The organism is Colwellia sp. MB3u-8 (genome assembly GCF_014076985.1).
GTDB lineage: Bacteria > Pseudomonadota > Gammaproteobacteria > Enterobacterales > Alteromonadaceae > Cognaticolwellia.
Genome location: NZ_JACGVA010000037.1, coordinates 151,453 through 168,341, shown reverse-complemented (window position 1 = coordinate 168,341; position 16,889 = coordinate 151,453). Strand labels below are relative to the sequence as shown.

General features: G+C 40.4%; 17 protein-coding genes. 6 read left to right on the top strand and 11 right to left on the bottom strand.

The features are described from left to right. The first annotated feature begins 4 nt into the window (after positions 1-4). The 4 genes from H4J54_RS03105 (at position 5) to H4J54_RS03090 (ending at position 3,316) form a co-directional block, all read left to right on the top strand. A complete protein-coding gene (locus tag H4J54_RS03105; protein ID WP_182189463.1) occupies positions 5-304 on the top strand; it encodes a chaperone modulator CbpM in 300 nt (99 codons plus the stop codon). A 60-nt stretch (positions 305-364) separates the two neighbouring features. Beyond that, positions 365-826: a hypothetical protein gene (locus H4J54_RS03100; protein WP_182189461.1), complete on the top strand. Its 462-nt coding sequence runs from the start codon at positions 365-367 to the stop codon at positions 824-826. A 346-nt stretch (positions 827-1,172) separates the two neighbouring features. After that, positions 1,173-1,952 (top strand): zinc ribbon-containing protein, encoded by a 780-nt coding sequence (locus H4J54_RS03095; protein ID WP_182189458.1) that lies wholly within the window; start codon positions 1,173-1,175, stop codon positions 1,950-1,952. 503 nt (positions 1,953-2,455) lie between these two features. Further along, a complete protein-coding gene (locus tag H4J54_RS03090; RefSeq protein ID WP_182189456.1) occupies positions 2,456-3,316 on the top strand; it encodes a cation diffusion facilitator family transporter in 861 nt (286 codons plus the stop codon). Here the strand turns inward: H4J54_RS03090 and H4J54_RS03085 are convergent. The 11 genes from H4J54_RS03085 to H4J54_RS03035 form a co-directional block, all read right to left on the bottom strand. Continuing rightward, positions 3,307-5,760: a PAS domain S-box protein gene (locus tag H4J54_RS03085; RefSeq protein ID WP_182189454.1), complete on the bottom strand. Its 2,454-nt coding sequence runs from the start codon at positions 5,758-5,760 to the stop codon at positions 3,307-3,309. The two genes, H4J54_RS03090 and H4J54_RS03085, sit on opposite strands and share 10 nt — an antisense overlap. Before the next feature lie 337 nt (positions 5,761-6,097). Continuing rightward, positions 6,098-7,012 carry a F0F1 ATP synthase subunit gamma gene (locus tag H4J54_RS03080; protein WP_182189452.1) on the bottom strand — a complete coding sequence of 305 codons (915 nt, stop codon included), beginning with the start codon at positions 7,010-7,012 and terminating at the stop codon, positions 6,098-6,100. Positions 7,013-7,134: 122 nt separating this feature from the next. Then, the gene (locus H4J54_RS03075; RefSeq protein WP_182189450.1) at positions 7,135-8,805 is read right to left on the bottom strand and encodes an alternate F1F0 ATPase, F1 subunit alpha; all 1,671 of its coding nucleotides are present in this window, start codon (positions 8,803-8,805) and stop codon (positions 7,135-7,137) included. After that, positions 8,789-9,739: a F0F1 ATP synthase subunit B gene (locus H4J54_RS03070; protein ID WP_182189448.1), complete on the bottom strand. Its 951-nt coding sequence runs from the start codon at positions 9,737-9,739 to the stop codon at positions 8,789-8,791. Before H4J54_RS03070 ends, H4J54_RS03075 begins: the two co-directional genes overlap by 17 nt. A 3-nt stretch (positions 9,740-9,742) precedes the next feature. Continuing rightward, on the bottom strand, positions 9,743-10,027 hold the full coding sequence (locus H4J54_RS03065; protein WP_182137951.1) for a F0F1 ATP synthase subunit C: 285 nt from the start codon (positions 10,025-10,027) through the stop codon (positions 9,743-9,745). A 38-nt stretch (positions 10,028-10,065) separates the two neighbouring features. After that, positions 10,066-10,752, bottom strand: coding sequence for a F0F1 ATP synthase subunit A (locus tag H4J54_RS03060; protein WP_182189446.1), 687 nt, complete (start codon positions 10,750-10,752; stop codon positions 10,066-10,068). Further along, positions 10,749-11,117 carry an ATP synthase subunit I gene (locus H4J54_RS03055; protein WP_259367037.1) on the bottom strand — a complete coding sequence of 123 codons (369 nt, stop codon included), beginning with the start codon at positions 11,115-11,117 and terminating at the stop codon, positions 10,749-10,751. Before H4J54_RS03055 ends, H4J54_RS03060 begins: the two co-directional genes overlap by 4 nt. After that, a complete protein-coding gene (locus H4J54_RS03050) occupies positions 11,107-11,514 on the bottom strand; it encodes an AtpZ/AtpI family protein (protein ID WP_182189441.1) in 408 nt (135 codons plus the stop codon). The genes H4J54_RS03055 and H4J54_RS03050 overlap by 11 nt, the downstream gene beginning before the upstream one ends. Before the next feature lie 5 nt (positions 11,515-11,519). Next, positions 11,520-11,927, bottom strand: a complete 408-nt coding sequence (locus tag H4J54_RS03045; protein WP_182189439.1) for a F0F1 ATP synthase subunit epsilon — start codon at positions 11,925-11,927, stop codon at positions 11,520-11,522. Beyond that, the gene (gene atpD / locus H4J54_RS03040; RefSeq protein WP_182189438.1) at positions 11,902-13,494 is read right to left on the bottom strand and encodes a F0F1 ATP synthase subunit beta; all 1,593 of its coding nucleotides are present in this window, start codon (positions 13,492-13,494) and stop codon (positions 11,902-11,904) included. Before atpD ends, H4J54_RS03045 begins: the two co-directional genes overlap by 26 nt. Positions 13,495-14,036: 542 nt before the next feature. Then, entirely contained in the window at positions 14,037-14,540 is a 504-nt protein-coding gene (locus H4J54_RS03035) for a hypothetical protein (RefSeq protein WP_182189644.1), read from the bottom strand. 61 nt (positions 14,541-14,601) lie between these two features. On the opposite strand from H4J54_RS03035, the gene cls reads away from it, so the two are divergent. Both cls and H4J54_RS03025 read left to right on the top strand, forming a co-directional pair. After that, positions 14,602-16,056, top strand: a complete 1,455-nt coding sequence (cls, locus tag H4J54_RS03030) for a cardiolipin synthase (RefSeq protein ID WP_182189437.1) — start codon at positions 14,602-14,604, stop codon at positions 16,054-16,056. Positions 16,057-16,110: 54 nt separating this feature from the next. Beyond that, entirely contained in the window at positions 16,111-16,863 is a 753-nt protein-coding gene (locus tag H4J54_RS03025; protein WP_182189436.1) for an endonuclease/exonuclease/phosphatase family protein, read from the top strand. The last annotated feature ends 26 nt before the right edge of the window (positions 16,864-16,889 follow it).

The window sequence follows — 16,889 nt, the reverse complement described above, 5'->3', positions numbered from 1 at the left end:
CAAAATGACAGATATAAGCTTACATATTTCAGTCAATGAATTGTGTGAAATAGCCGGAATTGAAAAATGCATCATAATAGAAATGGTTGAATACGGCATTGCTGCACCTATATCAGACAGTCAAGATTCAGAATGGATTTTCGATTTGGAGAGTGCTCATTGGCTCAAAAAAGCCATTAAATTGAACCAACAACTTTTAATTGACTGGGTCGCCATTAGCTTAGTCATAGATTTAATGAAAGAGAAAAAAAAGCTCGAACAGGAAAATAAGCTTTTAAAAGCTAGACTGAACCGAATCGATTAGTTTAATTTAAATCACTCTATAAAATTAGTCAATAACTGAGTGTTAATGGAGTTTATAACTATGAATAAATCAAACGTTTTTTGGTCTGCGGGCATTGTCGTTGCCATGAGTTTAACCCTAGCGGGTTGCAGCAGTAAATTTGCAGAGTCTATGCGTAAGATAACCTACCCTCCAGGTTTTAAATACACTGAACCCGCTGAGCTTAGATCTGACATGGCTAGATTATCGCAGCAAATGCTATTACTCGATAAAGCACTGATTAAGGGTTATGAACCCACTCAAGATGGTGCGAAGGACCAGCGCCAGCAAGTACTAAAAGCATTACAAAACATGGGAAGGACTGCCGCTAAATTAATGACAGGAGAGGCGGGAGGAAATCACCCGTTTATGCAAGATCACATGCAAGACTTTGTCGCTGCAATTGACCAAGCAAGATCCGCTGCCGCTCTGCAAGAGCCAAATTATTATTTTGCAGGTAAAGTTTCTGGTGGCTGTACCAATTGTCACAAAATAAATCGATAATTCTTTTGCCGATATCAGCCTAACGACAATAGGAAATCAAACGAGAAAATAACCATTGGCCATTGCATAACAATTATAGCCACGCGTTATTTTCACTGTATTAATCTGTTATACCGACAGTCTTGCTGTAATTGTTGCACTTCAAACTTGATACTAAGGTTTAGATATCAGCTCTCCCCTTTATTTGTAGACTGCCGGTAACTAAACAAGAGATACCTTTTGGCTAAGTCCATTAACCGCGTTAAGTAGTTTCCACAATTCATTAAGTATAATACCGAATAGTATATAACGCGGGTTTGAGTAATTATCATATTAATTTATAGTCAATTTTTAAAGGTAACTCACCATGAAAAAAAATGAGCAAAAAACAGAATTACAAGTCAGTTATAAAGCAATGGTAGATGCCATCGAAGACTTTGTGATAACAGAAGGTAAAACTTTGCAGCAGGCCTTTCATGCCGCAGAAGAGAAGCTCAAAGATGCCAAAGAAATTAGTAAAGATAAAATTGAGCAAGCTAGCAAAGACTTAAAAGATAACTTTCGAATGTTAGGTGAAGCTTTCGAAGGTGCAGGTGAAGCCTATAAAGAGCAAATAAAGTTGGAGCTGGCTTTTGTAAATTCTTCAATTTGGGACAAGTTACAAAGTATCGCTAATTCAAATACAGTAGAGTTAATGGCGTTTACCAAGAGTCTTAGAGAACAAGCACAAACTATCATCACAGAGCATCATCTAGCGGCGCACCAAGAACACAGTCAATGGGACTCTGAACATGCTTTATGGCTAGATGAGATAAAGTATTGGACAAAAGAGCAGCAAAAAGCGTTGACTAAACTAGTAGCCATAGAAAAAACCATGCAGCAACAAACATCAATATTGATGGAGCATACTCAGGCCATTCAAGCTCAAGCTAAAGTTGCTCATGAACACGAAAAAATCATGAAAAATGCTGAAGATAATTTCAGTAACGCGAGTAAAGCCAAGGAGACAAACACAGCCCCAATGCATCAACACGAGCGGAAGGTACACACACAACAACAAGCATTACATCATAAATTAAAAACTCATCATTTTAAAATAATGGCGATGATCAATATGCTTTATAAAGAAATACATAAAGCAGACTAAAGATGAAATTACCATGAACTAGGCGGGTAAATATATCCCTAATACACAAAGATATTATAGCGCTGAAGCACGTTTTTTAGTCGTGTCGATTCAGCATGCTCCATTTTCTTGACCCTCAAGATACAGCATATCAATGGCGCATTACTACACAGGTTTTTTTGCCAACATAATAATCTATGCCATAGACTTTTTAGACTAGTTATTAATTTACTCAACATCTAGCTCTAAAACGTTAGCCTTAGGTTTTCTGCCTATTTTTGCAAAATTTTGTAGTCTTTAGCTGTTTGTAATCTACCTATGGTAGAGGCTTATCAGCTGAAAAATCGATGGATGATATTATCAATTACAAAAAGTAAATAATTCTTCATGGCATACCGCTGGGCTTAAGTTTAGCTGATGATAAAGTGAAGTTAAGTTTTAAATCACAATCTGTATACAAACCGAATATCAATAAATTTTGACAGTTTTATGGATATCTAACCTAGCTTAAAAGTTGGTGAACTTTGAACATTAAAAAAGTATTAATTATTGAAGGTGTGGTTAACTTATTATTGATGGTGATCAAATTAGGTGTTGGCTTTTCTACCTACTCAACAGCAATATTAGCTGATGCACTCCACTCATTAACCGATATGGCAAACAATATTGTTGCCTGGTTTGCGGTCAATCAATCTGAGCAACCGCCTGATGAAGATCATCAATATGGTCATAAAAAATTTGTGCCTTTAGCGATATTTTTTCTAGCGACTTTGCTCAGTGTTGTTGCCATTGAGGTTATTGTTCAAGCCGCTAGCCGCTTTGGTGAGCCCGTGTTAAATAGCTCGATTGGCTTAGGGGTAATGTTTATTGTTTTAGGGCTTAATACCAGCCTTACTTTGTGGGAGTCTTTTTGGGCAAAAAAATTAAATTCTACTTTATTACAGGCAGATGCGAGTCACACATTAAGTGATGTACTGACTTCTATTACCGTTATCATTGGCTGGCAATTAGCAGCACGCGGATACTATTGGCTTGATACAGTTTTTGCTATTGCCGTTGCTTTTATTATTATGTTTTTGGCCTACAAGCTCTTTGTACAATCCATTCCAATACTGGTTGATAAAAGCCTGTTAAACCAAGCTAAAATTGCGCGCACAGTAACCGAGCTCCCCGAAGTAAAATCAGTTAAATTGGTACGTACCCGTAATGATGGCGAGGCTAATTTTGCTGATATCACCATTAAAGTTGACTTGAACCTTTCTTTAGCTACCTCACATGAGCTTGCAGATAAAATCGAACGCCTTTTAGCAACGCAGTTTAACATTGTCGATACCACTGTTCATATTGAACCCGCTCTTGATGAGGATAAACAAACTCAAGATTGAAAATAACTTGCATTGGTCGAACTATCCTCAATTAAACAGCCATTCTCAACAAGGGGTAGCATAAAGTAAAACACCGAGCCCACAGGAATATTTTTAGTATAATGTATCGTCCCGCCGTGCTCTTCAATAATACTTTTTGAAATAGAAAGCCCGATACCCACGCCATTCTTTTTTGTTGAAGAAAATGCTGAAAACAACTTATCTAGCATACTGCTAGACAAACCACATCCGCTATCAACAACTGATATTTTAATGCTCTCAATAGCGGTTAATTGAGTCGTGACTTCAATCACACTGCCATTTTTAAAATCGATAGACTGCATAGCTTCCATGCCATTGCGCAATAAATTTAACAACACTTGCTGTATTTGTACGAGATCAACCAATACAATTAATTTTTCGCTACTGTGGCTTATTTTAATATTGATATCACGCATACGTGCATCGTGTTCGGCTAATTTTGCTACTTCTTCAATGAGCTTATGGCAATCAAGAAATTCTTTTTGTCTTGCTCCCTGCTTTGTCATGATTTGCATCCGCTCAAGCACTGCACTGGCTCGGTGTGAATGTTGATTCAGCTTTTCGAATATCTCTGGCAATCTTTCGAACTTACCGCTATTACACAGACTTTTACCCGATTGAGAAAATAATGAAATAGCGGTTAACGGCTGATTGACCTCGTGGGCAATACCAGCCGCTATTTCCCCTAATGAATTCAATCTATCGGCATGAGCCATTTGTTCAATGTGCATGCGTCTTTGATCTTCAATAACCCGTTGCTGAGTAATATCTCTGATTAGACCAACAAACATTCTGTCTTCATGGCATTGAATATCATTTATTGAAAGATGAATGGGAAATACACTGCCATCCTTGCGCTTGGCGTCTAGCTCTCGTCCAAGGCCAATAATACTGCTTTGGTTGGTACGTATGTAGTCGGTTAAATATTGATCATGGTGATTTGCATAAGCGCTCGGCATCAAAAGTTTTACATTGATATTTTTCACTTCATCAAAGGTATAGCCAAACATGCGTTGCGCAGCGTTATTAAAGCTTTTTATATCGCCTTTATGATCTATGGTAATCACAGCTTCAACCACTGAATTTACAATAGCATCAGAAAATTTATGACTGCGTATAAGGGCTTTATCCGTGTTTTTAATCTCGGTAATATCTGTGATATAACCCTCGAGGACAGTTTCATTGTTTAACAGTGAGGTAAACGCTTCGCCTTTTTCCCATACGATACGCACCGACTTATTTTTGCATATTATGCGGTATTCAAATTCGTAAAATTTTTTCTCACTGACCGCTTGCCTAATAATTTCATATACCCGCTGGTAATCGTCGGGGTGTACAACCCTGCGCCATAAAATGCGATGAGACTCAAAGTCCTGCTTAGCGTAACCCGTTAATACCTCACAACCTTCACTGACTAGCATCATGGGTCCGTTGGGTTTGTCATAAGCTTGGTATGCCATGCCAGGTAGGTTTTTTAATAAATGTCCTACTTTGTTGCGCTCATCTATGATGATTTTAGTTTTATTTCTTGCCGTAAACGCTGTGTATGTCGCCAAGGTAGCAAATATACTCAGCAAAACACCCAGCAAAAATAAAGTGCCTATCATCCCATAATGTGAGCGACTTAAAAATTCGGCTGTGGGTACTATGTCAATTTCCCAAATCTGCTGCTGAAATTTAAAACTTGCTTGGCTACGCCAATGGCTAGTATTTATTGTGGGGGTTGTTTGGTCTGAATATATCTTTTGGCCGTCAATGTAGAGTGAAAAATGATGTTCCATCAGCAAATACGAAGGCAGAATTACACTTATATAATCGTCGAACAAAAGTAAGCTACTAATAAAGCCTGCCAATGGTTCATTTAATGACTTATCATCAAATATTGGCGTGTATATTCCGATCGCCCCGCCACGAATTGAACTCCATGGCATAGTGATAACGGACTCACCCTTTGCTTGTGCTTTAAATGCGGCAGATAAAGTATCAGGGTTAAGCGCCAAGTTGATGTTTTGGTTCGTGACGTTTAGCTTTGTTTTGTTACCCTCAAATGACTTGACTCTGCCAATATGGTAGTTGTTACCAATCCAAGCAATGACTTGATAACCACCGCGCGTATCATATAAATTTTTGCTAATGGTGTGCCAGTCGTCATCTGTTATAGTTGAAGTAAGTCGAGATGACTTGGCAAATTCTGTTAGGGTTATTATACGGTTTTTTAAGTCGTCTTTAAGTAACGAAGCTATACCATTAGCCGTACTCTGCGACAAACGATTAATGTGTGCACGGCCTTGCGATTCTATAGAAACAACCATGAAGGCAATTAAACAAGCCGCCAAAATCCCAGTAATAATTGAATAAAAAAGAATGCTTTGTTGTGGTGACAAGGATATTCTCCCAGTCTTATCATTTTGTTCATAATCCATATAAACTCAATCTTCCTTAATTTTGACGACTCATTGCCATGATGCCCTCGTTACCCAGCAAATAATAATCCTAAACATTCACTTTGCAATATAAGCATTAAATGAATAATAGCTTGCTTTATAGCTATTTAAATTAATCATCCACCACGCTAATTCAGTATTTAAAATAACAGTTTTAATGCTCACAAGAGAAGATAGCACCGCAGTAACAGACTTTTAGTCTTCTATATTTATTGATCTATATTTAGTTTTTTTTAACTGTGTTAAGGATAGTCGGTATCTCACTTTGTTAGCACTGGTGATTTGGTCTGGGTTTTTACTGTCTTAATGCATTATTTTAATCACTATCACTCAAGGCTTCAAAACCAGAGACCACATCAAATAACTCTTCATCTATATCGCTTTGGCGTAGGCGATGAAAGCTTAGGTTCAAATCATTCTGTTGTTCCTCGATATTTTTTTCTGCTCGTTGCATAGCCGCAAGACGACTAGCATTTTCGCTTGCCAATGACTCTGCGCACGCTCTGAATAAGCTAACAAAAAGGTATTCACGTACCAATGCTCTTAGGGTTTTATCTCGTTCAGGTAGCACTTCAGGTAGATTATTCGTCGGCCACTTAATATCAGTAAAATTTTTTTGTAAGCTTTCACTCAAGGGTAATAACTGTTGACTAACTGGCTTATAAATAGAGTCGACTTGAGGACTATGATGAAAGAGATAAACTTGATCTATTGTGCCTAATTCACGCTGCGCTTCAATGTCAGTCAATATGTCACCTACCAATGCCGTTATAGCATTAATTGAATTGGGGAGTATAAAGTCGTCTTTAAGTGTGACTTTATTTTCAGCCCAATGGGTATCAGCTAAACGCGACTTTATACGTTCTCCTACAGCCCAAACAACTTTATGCCCTATTTTATGCGCTGATATTGTTGCCAAAGTGCTAGTAACAAATTCTGCCATCACTTCATTAAATTGACCCACTAGCCCCTGATCTGAGCCAAACACGATCACGCCCACACCCAGCCTTTCTTGTTGATGGCTGATTTTTATAACATTAGGCGAGTTGTGTCGTTGAAAACAAGCTATCAACCCAAGTTGCACGGTACGATAATAATCATCAAGTGAGTACACAGCATGCTCATATTGGCTAATACTTGAAGATGCCATAGCCTTCATAGTACTTACCACAGACTTGAGTTCTTCTGTACTGGTGATTTTTCGCCGTAGACTAGCAACACTGTCGGTCATGTTTTATTGCTCATAAATAATCACTTATCCTTCGCTCTGCATCGTTGATCCCTTATAGTTATTCACTAATAGATAGTTATTCACTGATAAAGCCACGTTAATTAAAACTGCGCTAAGCAATGTTACTTTAGCTTTTCATCATTGGGTAAGTCATTAGCTGAATTATTCGGCAAGTCACTTGGCGAATCACTACTTGAATCACTACTTGAATCACTACTTGAATTACTGGCCGTATTACTGGGCCTATCACTTGGAAAAAATGTCAGCAAGGCATCGCGCGCAAGCTCAATAATACTCGTTCTATCTTCCTTACTTAATGTTTTAACACTTTGTAATCGCTCTGTTATCTCAACAGGAATTTCAGCCGCTGAAACGCGGACCAGATGTTCGGCAGCAGACATATCTGTTAGTGGAATGTCATCAAATAATTTAGCGGTCAAAGCGAGCAGAACAGAGATTTGTTCAACCATAGAAACAGGACTGAATTCCGACTGTTTCAGGCAGGCACGAATGCGCCGACCATGTTCGATAATTTTTAGTGTGCTGTCATCGAGTTTAGCGCCAAAGCGGGCAAAGGTTTCAAGCTCTTCAAATTGTGCATAAGCCAGCTTTAGGTTAGCTGTTACAGCACGGTAGGCAGCGTTTTGTGCCTTACCGCCAACACGTGATACAGATTTTCCTACATCAACCGCCGGCAAAACACCCAGTTCGAACAGCGATGGTGAGAGATAAATTTGGCCATCGGTAATAGAAATAAGATTGGTTGGAATGTAAGCAGAAATATCCTGCGCTTCGGTTTCAATAATAGGCAATGCAGTTAAAGAGCCTCCACCAAGCTCTTCACGTAAATGCGTTGCGCGTTCCAGTAAGCGAGAGTGAATATAAAAAATATCCCCCGGGAATGCCTCGCGACCAGGCGGGCGCCGCAACAATAAAGACAGTTCGCGATAGGCACGCGCATGATGGGTCAAATCGTCATAAACAATCAAAACATCGCGGCCCTTTTGCATAAAATACTCGGCGATGCTTGTTGCCGAATAAGGGGCAATATAGGCAAGTCCCGGCGGCTCATTACCTTCAGTAACCACCACTATCGTATAGGCTAACGCACCTTTTTCGCGTAACCTTGCAATAACTTTAGCCACACCTGAAGCACGCTGGCCAATGGCACAATACACGCAGATTACGTTCTGATCTTTCTGATTTAAAATAGTATCAAGGGCAATCGCTGTTTTACCCGTCTGGCGGTCACCCAAAATCAATTCCCGCTGACCGCGCCCAACAGGCACAAGGGCATCAATAACTTTGATACCCGTTTGCAAGGGTACGCTAACCGGTGCGCGATCCATAATAGGCGCAGATGGTCGTTCCACAGGAAGGCGCATGCTAGTCAGTAATTTTCCCTTAGAGTCTAGCGGTTCACCAATCGGATTAATAATACGACCGATCAGTGCATCGCCCACAGGTACATCAACCACATTACCTCTGCGCTCAACTTCATCACCCACCTGCAAATGCCAATAATCACCAAGTAGCACAACACCGATTTCATTTTCATCAACATTAAAGGCAATACCAGAGATACCACCTGGAAAGCTAAGTAACTCTTCAAAACCTACGTTAGGCAAACCTGAAACTATGGCAATGCCCGTTGTGATGCGGATAATATTACCGACTTCTTTGGCCTGAAATGGTGGCGTAAAAGCTGCCCGTGCTTTTGCCATGCTTGAAAAAACATCATCAAAGGTTGTTTGTAACAAGTTTGCTTTTATAAAATCAACCTCGGATTTCATCACAGCCCTTTTCAGTTTTATTGCTGGCTTTTGCATCAGTAATACCAGTAGTTTCGTTTTGACTCTTTGCTTTATCATTGATTTGGCTATTATCTAAGGTATTGCCTAAGCTATTACCCTCACTATTACTTTGCGCTTTGCTTTCAACATGAACTAAGCTTTGTAGTATTTGATCAAGCCCCTTAGCCAAGGAGGTAAGGTAGTCACTGATACTCCAGGCTACTTTTTGGCCATTCGCACTGATTTCAATACCACTAACGACGGTTGAATCGATGACAAATGCAAAGGCTATTGCATCGTTATCGTCATAGCCAAGAGTATGTTTAATCGTGCTTTCAATCAGCGCACGCTGTTCTTCTGTTAAAGTAAAGCCTGTACGCACGACCAATGGGGTTTTATTGGCTGGCATCAATGGTTGAAATGCCAACGTAAAGGCTGCCTTTTCTTCAGCGCTGATTGTTTGAAAACGTTGAATAAACACTAAAACTATTTGTTCTTCTAAGCTTGCTTGTGCTAAATCATTAAGTACCTTGCGAACAATGTTAAACACCTCTTCACCTGCACGCTGGCTAAGAGCATCTTGCAAACTTAGTTGCTCATTTTTAACTGCAAGCTGTAGTTTTACACGTAAGTCGTCTGATTCTTGTCTAATCTCGTCGAGCAAACGGGCGCGCTCAGTTTTTACCTCAGCGCTAAGCTGATTGGTGCGCGTTGTCTGTTGGGCATCAAACACAGCATTTTTATGCACAAACTCATTACGCTGCTGCTCGGCTTCAACGCTTTTTTTATCCGCATCAGCAAGCGCGCTAGCAATGCGCTTTTCACGAGCGTCAATCGCATTGAGAATAGGTCGATATAAAAAGCGCTTTAATAACCACGCGAGTATCAGAAAGTTGATGACTTGCGCAAGCACGGTAAACCAATCAATAAGCATAATTTATGGCCCTACCACCTGAGCAGCAAGCACATAATTCCAAAATGGATTGGCGAACAACAAAATCATCGAAACCACAAAACAATAGATGGCTGTAGATTCGATCATTGCCAAACCAACAAATAATGTCCGGGTGATGGTTGCCGATGCATCGGGCTGCTGAGCCAAAGAAGACAGCGCAACCGCCACTGCCTTACCTTCAGCGAGCGACGGGCCGACAACACCAATAGCAATAGTAATCCCAGCAGTGATAATAGATACCACCGCAATTATAGTCATGCTGTCCATAAGTTCTCCAAAATTAAGCCTAGTTGTTTATGCATTGTCTAACTGCCATTGGCGGTAGGTTTTATTGTGCTAGTAGCCGCAGCGATATAGACAGTGGCTAAAATAAAAAATATATAAGCTTGCACAATACCCGTGAGCAAGCCAAGTAAGGTCATCACGATTGGAAACAAAAAAGGCGTAATACTGACAAGAATAGCGATGATCATTGCACCGCTCATCATGTTGCCAAAAAGACGTACGGCCAGAGCCAGCGTACGAGAGATTTCACTGATAATGTTAAAAGGTAGCATGATAAAAGTTGGTTTAGTATAAGAAGCAAGGTAGCTAGCTAGGCCTTGTTCTTGAATACCGTATAGTGGCACCGCGATAAACACACATAGCGCCAGCGCCGCTGTAGTAGACAGTGAACCTGTCGCGGGTTCAAAACCTGGAAAGACAGTCCCCAAGGCAGAAATGGCAATAAATAAGAACAGTGAACCGAGAAAAGCTAAGTAACGGTGAGGGTGCTTTAAGCCAACGTCTTCGATTTGTTTACTGATATTAATAACCACGACTTCAAGTATATTTTGCCAGCGTGATCGATGTAAATTGCTGGTTAGCTTACGGGTAATTAGCATCGAGCTCAGTACCAACACCAAGATCACCGCCCAAGTGGAAACTATAGTAGCGTTGAGTTTTATAAACCCCAGTTGCCAGAAAATGATTTGATCTGGGCTAAGATTCATAAATTACGGCCATAGGCTGTTTGCTTTTGTACTGGCTCTGACGGCTTGTTTTTTCTCAGGTTTTTTTGAGGTTTTTTGTGAATACTTTTTTCAGTACTGTTGTCAGAGTATCGCGTTGCCAAAAAGCGCACCACCATAAAACCGACTAAGCCAGCCACCAAGCGTAGCCAGTTGTCACCAAGGATTAAATAAAAACCCACAATGACCGTACTGGTTCGAAACAACAGGCTAAAGACAAATAACAGCGCAACATATTGACTTGAGCCAAGCTGACGCACAGTCCACCAAAGCCCTGCAAAATAAAAGACGCCAAGCATTGCCCCCACTAGCAAGGCGAGTAATCCCTCTAGGGTATTAATCATCATTATTATCATCCTCGTCTCGGTGAATTTCTTTATATTCCTTATCGACCCAGCGCCAAGCAGTAAAACAGCCTAGGCATAAACCAATAATGAGTAAGGTTAATGTCCAAGAGTTTTGGCTTGGATAATGCTTATCTAACCAAATGCCTAATGCGGCGCTAAGTAAGGTTGGTATCGCCACCGACCAACCCACTAGCCCCATCATGCCTAGGCCAGACCACACGGTTTGATTAACATGTCGCTGCGCTTTAAGTTTTCGTGCGGCCATATCACCAACCTGTTGACTAAACTTAGTGTCACGGTGCTTAGCTTGAGATATTTTAGTGTTAGCTAACTTAACCTCAGCCAATTGCGCTGCATTTAACCTAGCCTTAGGTTTGGGTATGGGTTTATCAGGCATCACAATTACCGCTCTTGCTTAAAGGTCACTAGGCGACGTATAAAACCACTTTCAATTTTTACCAGTACCGAGCGCAACTTTTGCTCTTGTTCGTCAAGCTTTATAAATTCTTGCTCTATGGCCTCACGTAACTCAGTCAGTGCTATGCCAGAAATAGCATTACGCACTGAAATCAGCACATCAAAACCTGTCTTAACCAATATACCTTCATCAACGGCAATGTAGACTTCATCAGCGCCTTGGGTTTCAAAGACTAATATTCCTGCAGATAGTGCGATAACACAGTCAAGTCGGTGCGGTAAAATGCCAAATGCACCCTCGTTTGTCACCGCAATAATACGCATGACTTGGGCTTGCTCAATAAACACCTTATAGGGTAATAAAACCTTAAGCTTCATCTGTGCTGCTTGCATCCACCCCCTCCTTTGCCATATTTTCTTTATTCTCTGCAGTTTGATCATCGGGTGCTAGTGGTTTAACTTTTTCACTAGCCTCACTAATCGCCCCAATCATATACAGCGCATTTTCTGGTGTATCTTTAAACTCGTCTTGGAGTATGCGTTCGCAACCATCTAAAGCATCACTCAAACTAACTAACTTACCCGACATACTAGTGAACTGCTCTGTAGTAAAAAAAGGCTGAGTGAGAAAACGTTCCAGACGACGAGCACGACCCACCACATTATGATCCTCGGTTGACAGCTGTTCCATGCCAAGCATGGCAATAATATCTTTAAGATCTGCGTATTGCGCCAAGGTACTGCGTATTTTTTGTGCTAAGTCATAGTGTCGCTGACCAATAATGCCAGGGGTAGCCATTTTTGAATTGGATTGTAACGGATCAATAGCTGGATATAGCCCTTCACTGGCACGTTTACGCGATAACACAATTGAGGCAGATAAGTGCGAAAATGTATGCACTGCAGCAGGGTCAGTAAAATCATCTGCGGGGACATATACCGCTTGAATTGAGGTGATCGCTCCACTGCCAGTATTGGCAATACGCTCTTCTAGTTGTGACAACTCGGTACCCATGGTCGGCTGATAACCAAGTCGAGCGGGCATATGCCCCATCAAACCAGACACTTCCATACCCGCCTGAATAAAGCGAAATATATTATCAATCAGTAACAGAACATCACGGTGTTCATCATCACGAAAGTACTCTGCCATGGTTAACGCCGCATGACCCACCCGAAAACGCGCTCCTGGTGGCTCATTCATCTGGCCGAACACCATCACCATGTTGTCTAAAACGCCAGCCGCTTTCATCTCTCGGTAGAGTTCTTCACCTTCTCTACAGCGTTCACCAATACCACAAAAAATACTGACCCCAGCATGTTGTCCAACCATGTTGTGAATCATTTCTGTCAGCAATACCGTTTTGCCAACACCCGCACCACCGAACAAGCCAGCTTTACCACCGCGCTCAAGGGGCATTAAGACATCAATTACCTTGATACCGGTCTCAAACACTTCACTTTTAGTCGCGCGTTTGTCTAGGCTTGGTGGCACATTGTGAACTGAACGCCACTGCACCTCGTTCGGTGGTGCTTCGCGATCAATCACGTTACCAAAAACATCAAACATACGAGACAAAATACCTTTACCTACTAAGGCCTGTAACGGCGCTCCCGTGTCTTGTACTAACATGCCACGAGCTAAACCTTGGGTAGGTGTTAGGGCAATACCCCGCACGCGACGGGTATCGAGTTGTGAAAAAACTTCGATTGAAATTTGATTATTTTCGCCCGCATGCAACAAGGAACGTATGGGGGGAAGTTGATCCGTAAATGCTATATCTACTACACTGCCTCGCACAGCTATCACACGCCCCGTATTTTTAATCGCGGTGGCTGGCTTTTTTGGGCCATAGTTTTGATCATGGCTCTGGTCAGCGTTTTGGTCATTTTTTTTCTCTGACTTTTGCTCGACCACGTTTATACCCGTACTCTGTGAGGTTTTATTTTTACTGTTCATAAAGCGCTACAGCATTTTTATTAGGCTGGTTAACATCCAAAAGGTGTATGTTATCGCTATACTCAAGTGAGTCAAACTTGTGATTAAAACAACCATAGAGCCGCTGATAAGGCGAACCCCAACCGAAATACCCGCGCTTGTAATATGGTTGAATCATATTGATCTCCTGATAACAAATTTCCATACAGATAACGGCTTACTCAACAGCTGTCTGTTAATACTAAGTACTTAATGAAATTATTATAGGGTAGTATTTGCGATAGTTCTTTGCGTTAGCTCAATAAAAGCTGCACTAAGTTAATTGGGTAGGTTAACCAACTGTTTTACAAGTTTATTGTTTTATACTCATCAAACTAAGTAAGCTTTTGAAATGTTCTCATACGCCATAAAACGGTTAATAACCCTGGCAATACCTTAGCAATAACAACATCATTTACATTGCCGTTAGGCCACTATCGCGCAAGCAAGTGCGCCGTTGTTAAACATTTATCTTGATGGCTTATGTTGAAATACAGTTGAATTATTAATGAATTTATTGGCGTTTAATAAAAGATAAAAGGCTTTTTATTGGCTTTCATTCGAATCCAATTTAAGGAATACCTCACCGACTTACGTGAAATAATGGCTTGTTCAAGCTTATTTTTACCTGGAAACGGCATCAAGCTCAGCCCCATCAACATGGTGAGTAGACCTTGACCCGGTAAAACTAACATCACCAGCCCACAGATTAACAAGAATAGCCCAACCATAATTTTCACTATGTTGATCATTAAGCTTACGCTGCGATTTATGGGTGTTAAGCGCGAAGTTTCACTCGTATCATCAGCAGAGCTATTTTTATGAGCTATATTTTTATGAGCTATGTTTTCATGGCTTAAGTTGTTGCGGACAAAGTATCGTGAATCCATTTGTGTAATGACATAACTTATTATGATGAAATAAACAATTGCAGCGGCTGTCGTTAAAAACAGGGTTAAGAGCATAAAATTAGCATCAAAAGTTGCCATTAAATAGCTTACCACTTGGTTATAATATTCTTTAAGCACTTTGGTTTTCCGTGATTAATTAAACAGCTGATTTAGCAGCGTATTATTTGAGTTGGTCTTTATGCAAATATTTGAAGAATTGGTTCAATGGCTCAGCACCCACTGGGTAACCATCATAGTTATTTTCCATATTAGCTTATCTTTTATAACATCGATACATGTACTTCTGTTCAAAGAAAACGAACGCACATCACTGGCTTGGATTGGTCTTGTCATACTTTCGCCTGTTATCGGCAGCCTATTTTATTGGTTGTTTGGCATAAATCGTATCCAGCGTTTAGCACAAAAAAAACACCCACCAACACTTAAGCAAGACTTCTGCTCAACAGAAAAAACTATTAAATTTCACCAGTTACCTAAAAGTTGGCATTCAGCCATTATTGCGGCTCATACTATTCACCCCGTTAATTACCTTGCTAATAACAGCGTTGAGCCTCTGATTAATGGCGATACAGCTTACCCAAGCATGATCCAATCTATTGATGATGCTAAGTATTATATTGTTTTATCGAGTTATATATTTACTTACGATTCACTGGGTCGCCAATTTGTTAACGCTTTAGCTCGAGCGCAACAACGAGGTGTAACGGTAAATGTTTTACTGGACGGTATTGGTATTGGCTATAGCTGGCTGAAAGTAGATCGTGACTTAAAAAAAATGGGGGTAAAAACGGCTCGTTTCTTACCCGCTATTTCCCTTACCAGCTTTCGTTTTATTAACTTAAGAAATCACCGAAAAACACTATGTATAGATGGTGAAGTGGCCTACATGGGGGGCATAAACATCAATAAAAATAATATCATTAAAGCGGCAATACACCCCATTGATGATATTCACTTTAAAGTCACCGGTCCAGTGATTGACCAGATTAGTCAGGTATTCATCGAAGATTGGTTTTTTGCCACCGGCGATCACATTAATTTTCCCTACTGGCAGCCAAGCACTGCTGAGCAAAAAAATAGTCATTCTGTTGTTGCTCGAGTCATACAAGATGGGCCAGATGAACACCATAACAGAGTCAGGTGGGCATTAATTAATGCCTTAGTTTGCGCAAATAAGAGTGTAAAAATAATGACACCTTATTTTATCCCTGACCAAACATTAATGACGTCTCTTCACGCCGCCGCATTGCGTGGCGTGTCAATCGAAATTATTGTGCCTGAGCACAGCGACGTTGCTTTTGTAGACTGGGTAATGGCAGCAAATTTCTCAAGAATAATAAAACACGGTATAAAGATATACCAAAATCAAAGGCCTTTTGACCACAGTAAAATTGTGATCATTGATGACATTTGGTCATTTATCGGCTCCAGCAACTGGGACGCCAGAAGTCTGGAGCTGAACTTTGAAATCAACCTAGAATGCTATGATGTGAATCTCAATGCAAAACTGACCGCCTTTTTTGCCTTAAAAAAGCAGAATGCTACACCCGTTATTGCAAGCGAATTTAATGATTTGCCAATCTACAAAAAAATTCGCAACAACTTATTTCGTTTGTTTTCGCCTTATTTGTAGCTAGAACCAAACCAAAGCCTAATGATCGTAAGTTATATTAAAGAGGGTTTTTTCATGATTAAAGGTCGATATAAGAAAGTGGAGTCACTGAAAATTATGGGCCGCGCTTCGAAGCAGGTATTGGGACCAAACATAGAGGTATTGATGTGGAATGTTTTTAAATGCAAAAAAAAAGGCTGGCAAGACGATTTTATAACACTAATGCGCGAAAAAGATTTAATTCTCTTGCAGGAAGCTATTATCAACTCGCCCTTCGACAGCCATTTTAAAGCCTCTTTGCAGCATCAGTGGATTATGGCGCGTAGTTTTAAAAACATAAAAACCAACATAGAAACGGGTGTTAAAACCGGATCGACTGTTGCAGCAAAAACACATTATTATTCAGTGTCTGAGCACAGCGAACCCATTTCTAAAACAAAAAAAATGTTATTAGCAAGCATATATCCATTACATACCCTTGAGCAGTCTTTGCTGGTGGTCAATGCCCATATTATCAACTTTGTTTCTTTCGAAAAATTCAAATCACACTTAGATCAAGTATTTAACACGCTTGAACATCATAACGGACCGATATTAATGGCCGGCGATTTTAATACCTGGAATAGTAAAAGATTGAAATATTTTAATCAGCTCACCAGGTTATTTTCGTTAAATGAAGTCAAAATGAAGCGTCATCCAAGACTAAAGCATTTATTTCAGCACCTTGACCATATTTACTGTCGCGGATTAACCGTTGTCGATGCACACGTACATACACATATTCACTCTTCTGATCACTACCCTATCAGCTTGTCGTTACGGACCTAAAATCCAACGGCAATAAAATAATCACT